This is a genomic window from Hymenobacter profundi (assembly GCF_019334315.1).
Classification (GTDB): domain Bacteria; phylum Bacteroidota; class Bacteroidia; order Cytophagales; family Hymenobacteraceae; genus Hymenobacter; species Hymenobacter profundi.
This window is the reverse complement of sequence record NZ_JAHWGL010000065.1, coordinates 22,954-29,763: the sequence shown is the minus strand read 5'-3', so window position 1 is coordinate 29,763 and position 6,810 is coordinate 22,954. Positions and strand designations below refer to the sequence as shown.

At 59.5% G+C, this 6,810-nt stretch carries 4 protein-coding genes; all 4 read right to left on the bottom strand.

Annotated features, from left to right (window positions below):
• Nucleotides 1-87: 87 nt before the first annotated feature.
• The gene (locus KYK14_RS14775; protein WP_219159850.1) at nucleotides 88-1,533 is read right to left on the bottom strand and encodes an alpha-L-fucosidase; all 1,446 of its coding nucleotides are present in this window, start codon (nucleotides 1,531-1,533) and stop codon (nucleotides 88-90) included.
• A gap of 177 nt (nucleotides 1,534-1,710) precedes the next feature.
• Complete coding sequence (locus KYK14_RS14770; RefSeq protein ID WP_219159848.1) at nucleotides 1,711-4,293, bottom strand: M1 family metallopeptidase; 2,583 nt, start codon at nucleotides 4,291-4,293, stop codon at nucleotides 1,711-1,713.
• 222 nt (nucleotides 4,294-4,515) lie between these two features.
• Nucleotides 4,516-5,790, bottom strand: coding sequence for a threonine ammonia-lyase IlvA (ilvA, locus tag KYK14_RS14765; protein ID WP_219159846.1), 1,275 nt, complete (start codon nucleotides 5,788-5,790; stop codon nucleotides 4,516-4,518).
• A 175-nt stretch (nucleotides 5,791-5,965) separates the two neighbouring features.
• The gene (locus tag KYK14_RS14760) at nucleotides 5,966-6,715 is read right to left on the bottom strand and encodes a class I SAM-dependent methyltransferase (RefSeq protein ID WP_219159844.1); all 750 of its coding nucleotides are present in this window, start codon (nucleotides 6,713-6,715) and stop codon (nucleotides 5,966-5,968) included.
• Nucleotides 6,716-6,810: the final 95 nt, after the last annotated feature.

The window sequence follows — 6,810 nt, the reverse complement described above, 5'->3', positions numbered from 1 at the left end:
CAGCCAACAGCTACTAGCTAACAGCTAAATCATCAGGCTCCCCCTCTCCCAGAGGGGAGGGGGCCGGGGGGTGGGGTGAATCGTTGTTTACTCCGCCGCGTAAGCAAACGCCAACGCGGGGTAGGCGCCCGCTTGCTTGGCAAGTGAAGCGGGTAGTGTCACGCTCACCTTATCACCGGCGCGGGTCCATTTCACCGATTTGCCGGTTTGCAACAAGGTCATTTTGCTACCCTTCTTAGGCAGGTTGCCGGTCCAGGCGATGGTGGTGGGGGCTGCTTGCGTTTCGGGTAGGAGAGCAATGGCGTAGCGAGTGCCTTTTTTACCCTGGGTGAAGTAGGTGCTACCGTCCTGGTAGCGGTCGGTGGCGCGGGTGCTGTAGATGGCGTCGCCGTTCACATCCAACCACTTGCCAATGGCCGTGAGGCGCGTCACGGCTTCGTTGTCCAGGGTGCCGTCGGGCTTGGGGCCTACCCCTAGCAGCAGGCTGCCGCCTTTGGCAACTACCTCTACCAGAGAGTGAATGACTTTGGTGGGCGACTTATACTGGTCGTTCGGCACATAGCCCCAGTTGTTGGCCAGCGTGAGGCAGCTTTCCCAGGGGTTGTCGATTTTGTGGTCGGGCACGCGCTGCTCGGGCGTCTGGTAGTTCTCGTAGGGGCCGTGCACGGTGCGGTCTACCATCAGCAGGCCGGGTTGGGCCTGGCGGGCCATGGTGGCAATGCGGGGCATATCCACTTCCTGACTGAACTCGGGAATGGGCGCACCCCAGGCGCGTACTTCGTCGGTCACGGTTTCCTTTGGGCGCACCCAGCCGCCATCCAGCCACAGGATATCCATGGAGCCGTAATCGTGCATCAGCTCACTTATCTGGTTGTAAGTGAAGTCCTGATAGTTTTTCCAGCGCCACGGAAACTTCTTGATATCGTAGTTCACGTTGCGGTTAGGCGTGGCGTACTTCGACCACCAGAAGTCCTGCGAGTGCCAGTCGGGCTTCGAGAAGTAGGCCCCAATCATGAAGTCCTGCTTCCGAAACGCGTCGAAGATATATTTGGCCACGTTGGCCTTGGGGTTATCCTTGAACGGGCCGTTGGTAATCTTGAAGTCCGACTGCTTGGTATCGAACATGTTGAAGCCCTCGTGGTGCTTGGTGGTGAACACCAAGTAGCGCATCCCGGCTTTTTTGGCCACGCTGGCCCACTGTTCGGGGTTGAAATTGACGGGGTTAAACTCCTTATTCAGGCCCCAGTACCACTTTTTGTAGTCATTGTAAGCCACGGTACTGTCGCGCTCTACCCAGTCCTCGGAGCAAAGCTGCCACGACTCAATAATACCCGGTACCGCGTACAAGCCCCAGTGCAGAATCAGCCCAAACTTCTGGTCCTGCCACTTGTCCAGCTTCTTCTTGACCAGCGGGTCGGTAGGCGCTTCGTACAGCGTTGACTGCTGGTGAATGCCTTGTTCCTGCGCTTGCCCGGCACGGGCACAGAGCACAGAAAGAGAGGCCAAAGCCAACGTACGAGTAAACAGATTCATAGGGAAGGGCGGTTGAATTGCGGGCAAAAAGTGGTGAAGCGAAACTTATGGATTTCGCCTACTTGCTTCCAATATAGCAAAGCATTGCAACAAAGTATTGCTAAAATCAAAAATGTGCGCGCAAACGCACCTCGTCCGTGCGTAAACAACCCTAAATCAGCAATCCATAAAATGCTGTTACTGACCAGCCGCAGTAGTGCCCTTTTCGCCTACCAATTTCTCTGCCCGAAACACGTTATCAGCCGCCTGCAATACCTTCGCTTTCAGCTTCGGATTGTAGGTAGGGTTTGCCCGCAAGAAGTCGCGGATGATGGTAGCGGCAGTCGGCGTTTGATACCACCGAAAGGTGGCCTGCAACCAGCTCTGCGGGAAAAAAATATCGCCGGTGCGCTGAATGGTTTCGAGTAGCGCCAGGCTCTGCGGCAGGTATTTTTCGGAAGTAGCGGCGCGCAACGGGTGGTGCAGGTAGCCCAGCGCCGAGAGCACCCAGGCTTCCTTCTCGCGGTTTTTCTCCTCAGCTAGGCCCGTAAAAAAGCCGTCCCGCGTGGCTACGTCATCCGACAGCGCCGGTAGTAGGTACTGCAAGCGCAGGCGCCGGTCGGGGTTTTGGATGCGCTGGAGCTGGGTTTGCAGGATTTGCTGGTGGCCGGGGTAGGCGCGCAAGGCAAGCGCGGCGGCCAGATCAGTGTAGTCATCTTCAGAGAGTTTCACGCCGACGGGCGGCTGCTTGGTTTGCCAAATAGTGCGCAGCCGGTCCTGCGCGGCCTGGCTTAGGGCAATGCTGGTGTAGGTCTTGAACAGCTGCTTTTTCTTGTTCGGGGCTTCCACTTGTTGCATGGCCTGCCACAGCTCCGGCTCCAGAGTAGCGGCTAAGGCAGGGCGTTGGGTTGGCGGCGTGAAGCGCCAGAACACGGTAGTGAGCTGATCAAGTAGTAGGTTCAGATTCAACTCTTCCTGCTCCTGCGCCAGCAGCGGCCGCACCAGCGCCAGCAGTTGCATGGGCGACACCGCCCGACCATCCAACATATTCTCCGTGAGATTGATATACGCGGCGGCGCGCATCACCGGGCTTTGCAGTTGCCCCAGGTAGGGCAGGCTTTGCTCGTCCACCGGGAACAGCCCGTAGCCCTGCCCCGACGAGTTGAACAGGATAAACCGCGGCGCGGGCTTCCCCTCGGCTTCGCGCACGCGCACCTTGTCGGCGCGCATGTCCACGGTCAATTCCTCCACGTGGTCGGCGTAGACCAGCGCCACTTTAAACTGCTGCGGCCACACGCGGCGGCTGCCGTCCTCGCCTTTTTGGTCGATGTTGAAGCGCTTGATTTTGCCCTTCTGCACGCGCAGCCAGTAGTCGAACTGCGGGCGTCCGGGCTCGTTCACCCACACCTTGTTCCAGGCTTGCAGGTCGGTGGGCGTGCGCTCGTCGAGGATCTGGATGAGGTCGGGCCAGGTGGCGTTGTGGTAGGCGTAGCGCTTAAGGTAGGTGCGCAGACCATCGCGGAAGGCCTCCTGGCCCATCAGCCGTTCCAGCTGCCGCATCATAATGGGCGCCTTATGGTAGATGATGTTGCCGTAGAGCGAGCCGGCGTCCTGCAAGTTATCCAGCGGCTGCCGGATGGGATTGGCCCCGGCCGTACGGTCCACGGCGTAGGCGGCTGGGTAATGGTCGGTGAGGAACTTCAGGTCGAAATTCTCATCGGGCTGGGTCACCACGCTGATTTTGTCGGCCATGAAGTTGGCAAATACCTCCTTGGTCCACACATCATCAAACCAGCGCATGGTCACCAAATCGCCAAACCACATGTGGGCCGTTTCGTGGGCCAGCAGGTTGGCGCGGGCGTTGAGCTGGTCGCGGGTCGCGCCCTCGTCCAGAAACAACGTACTGGCTTTGTAGTCGATGGCGCCCGCGTGCTCCATGCCGCCGTACTGGAAATCGGGCAGCGCCGCAAAATCGAACTTGCGAAAAGGATAGGGAATCTGGGTGTACTCCGTCAGAAACTTTAATGCCCCAGCCTGGATATCGAAGATTGGCCCCAGGCTGCGGCTGATTTTATCCTGGTCAGTTTCGCGGTAATAGAGGTGCATCGGGCGGCCCTCCGGCTGGCGCGCCGTGCGCCGGAACTTGCCCGCTACGAAGGCAAACAGGTAGGTACTGATGGTATCGGAGGGCTGAAAGCGGTAGGTCTGTCGTGCCCCTACCCTACTCGAATCGGCCACCGGGCCGTTGGCCACGGCCTGCCAATCAGCGGGCACCGTGAGCGTGAGGTGAAACACGGCCTTCACGTCGGGCTGATCGAAGCAGGGAAACACCGTGCGGGCGCGGTCGGGCACGAGCAGCGTGTAGAGGTATTCCGGGTTGCGGTTCAGCGACAAGTCACCGGCCGTGAAATCGATGGCCACGCGGTTCTCCCCTACCCGCAACGCCGATGCGGGAATGACCAAGTGCTCCTGCTGCACCGTTAGCGGCTGCGGCTGCCCGTTCACGGTGATGCGGCCCACATGGTCGGGCTTCTCCTTGAAATCGAGTTGCAGCGGCGCCGCGTTGTCGAGCAATTGAAACGTGATTTCCTCGGTGGCCGGAATCGGCTCCGTCACCTGCGGTGGAATGTTGAAATGCAGCCGATACGCCACCTGCCGCAACACCCGCGCCCGGTGCTGCGCCAGCTCTTGCGAAACACCAGTAGTAACGGCCGGCCCTTGCGCGTGGCTGAGGGTAGGGAAAATGGGGAGCAGTAGCAGCAGGTATTTCGCGGAGAGCATAGCGGGCGTTGTTTCCGCCGAAAGTACGGGAAGGCTGGTGAAGAGTGACGTTAGGGTAGACAAACATACTGTCATCCTGAGCGGAGCGAAGGACCTTCTCCCCTAGAACGAGTCGTTGGTACGATGGTCGTTCTAGGGGGAGAAGGTCCTTCACTGCGTTCAGGATGACAGCTATGATAAATGGTTACCTACCTTCTGACGATGGGCGCGTGCAACGCGCCCCTACACCAGCAAGGCCAAGAAATCGGGCTTGCCGTTGAGGTATTCGTAGCTGAAGCCTTCTTCTACCATGCGGGCCTTAATCAGTTCTTCGTCACCGGATTGCTGTACTTCAATACCCACGAAGACCGGACCTTTTTCCTTGTTGTTTTTCTTGATGTACTGGAAGTGGATAATGTCCTGCTCGGGTTGCAGCACGTTGTTGACGAAGGTGCGCAGGGCGCCGGGCTGCTGGTTGAAAGTCACCATGAAGTAGTGCTTGAGGCCTTGGAAACGCAGGGCGCGCTCCTTGATGTCCTCCATACGGGTGATGTCGTTGTTGGAGCCGCTGATGACACACACCACGTTTTTGCCTTTGATTTCATCGGCGTACTGGCGCAGGGCCGAGATGCTGAGCGTACCGGCCAGCTCCAGCACAATGCCTTCCTCGTTGTACATCTTCAGCAAATCGGCGCACACCTGGCCCTCAGGCACCAGTACCACATCGTCGAGCAGCTCGCGGCAGAGCTGGTAGGTTAGCTCGCCGGGGCACTTCACAGCCGCGCCGTCCACGAAGCTCTCGATAGTGTCCAGTGCCCGCCGCTCCTGGTGCACTTTGATGGAATCGTGCATGGATGGGGCGCCGGCTGGCTGCACGCCAATCAGCTTGGTATGCGGACTCAGCTGCCGAAACACGCTCCCTACCCCCGAGGCCAGCCCGCCACCGCCAATGGGCATGAAGCAATAATCGATGTTGAAGGTAGCCTGTTGCAGCGCCTCCAGCCCTACCGTCGCCTGGCCCGCCACAATGGCCGGGTCATCGAACGGGTGCACGAAGGTGTAGTCGTGGGCGTCGCAGAAGGCCTTGGCTTCGTGGTAGGTATCATCAAACGTAGCGCCTACCAGCACTACCTCTACCTGCTCTTTGCCGAACAGACGCACCTTATCTACCTTCTGGGCGGGCGTTTGGGCAGGCATGAAAATATAGCCACGCACGCCCAGCAGCTGGCAAGCGTGGGCCACACCCTGCGCATGATTGCCCGCCGACGCGCACACCACTTCCCTACCCCCCGGCGCGGGCGGCAGCGTGGCCATCTTGTTGTATGCCCCCCGAATCTTGTAGGAGCGCACTACCTGCAAATCCTCCCGCTTGAGATACACGGCGGCCTCGTAGGTGCGCGACAGCCACAGATTTTGTAGCAGCGGCGTCTTGAGAATCACGCCTTCCAGCGTGCGCGCCGCCTGCTGCACATGGTCGAGGGAAACGGCGGCGGGGGTGGAAGTGGCTGGTTCTTGCATGGGGAATCAATAGGTGAATTATGGCGCGGGGCTGTGCCCCGTGCCGACGATGCGCAGGCCTCTGGCCTGCCCGCCAGAACGACTTGCTCGAACGTTCCTACCGGCGCAGCCAATGGCAGGCCAGAGGCCTGCGCATCGTCGGCACGGGGCACAGCCCCGCGCCAGCAGCAACGCGTCATTTCTGTGCTACCACGCGCAGCCGTTTGTAGTCGGCTACCCATTGGCCATTCTGAAATAGTGCGGGCCGTAGCTCCGTTTCCACGGCGGCCAAGATAGCAGCCTGTTCCTCAGCCCCTACCTCTGCAAAGAAGTTGGCACCGAATTGCTGAATCCAATCCGTTAGGCCGGTTTCAGGGTCGGCAAGCGGGGTAGGCCGGTCGTAGTGCTGCACCAGCTGCACCCGGAAGCCCTGTTGCTCCAGCAGCGTTGCGTATTCACCGGGTGAGGGAAAATACCACCACTCGGCTTGAATATGCATGTGGCCACGCTGGTGCAAGTGGCGCAACAGCGCACGTACGATCTGTCCCACGTTGCCCTGACCACCAAACTCTGCTACCAAACGGCCGCCAGGCTGTAGGTGCTGGTACATGCGTTGCACTACCGCCGCCGCGTTGAGCATCCAGTGCAGCGCGGCATTGGAGAAAACAGCGTCGAAACGCTCCGGCAGCTCGAAGCTAGCTCCATCGCCTACCCGGAAATCGAGGGTAGGGAACTGCCCGCGGGCTTTATCGATCATTTCCGCCGAGGCATCTATGCCAACGACTTCGGCACCGGCATTAGCTAGTTGCTGCGTCAGCTCGCCGGAACCGCAACCCAAATCCAAGATCAACTCGCCCGGCTGCGGGGCCAGCAAGTCAATCAGCCCCGCACCATATTGGAAGACGAAGGCGTGCTTTTGGGTGTAGGTATCGGCGTTCCACTGCATGAGTTCTGACTTTAACCCCACCCCCCGGCCCCTTCCCCTCTGGGAGAGGGGGAGCCGTGACAGGAGCTACTAGCTGATGGCTGTTAGCTGTTAGC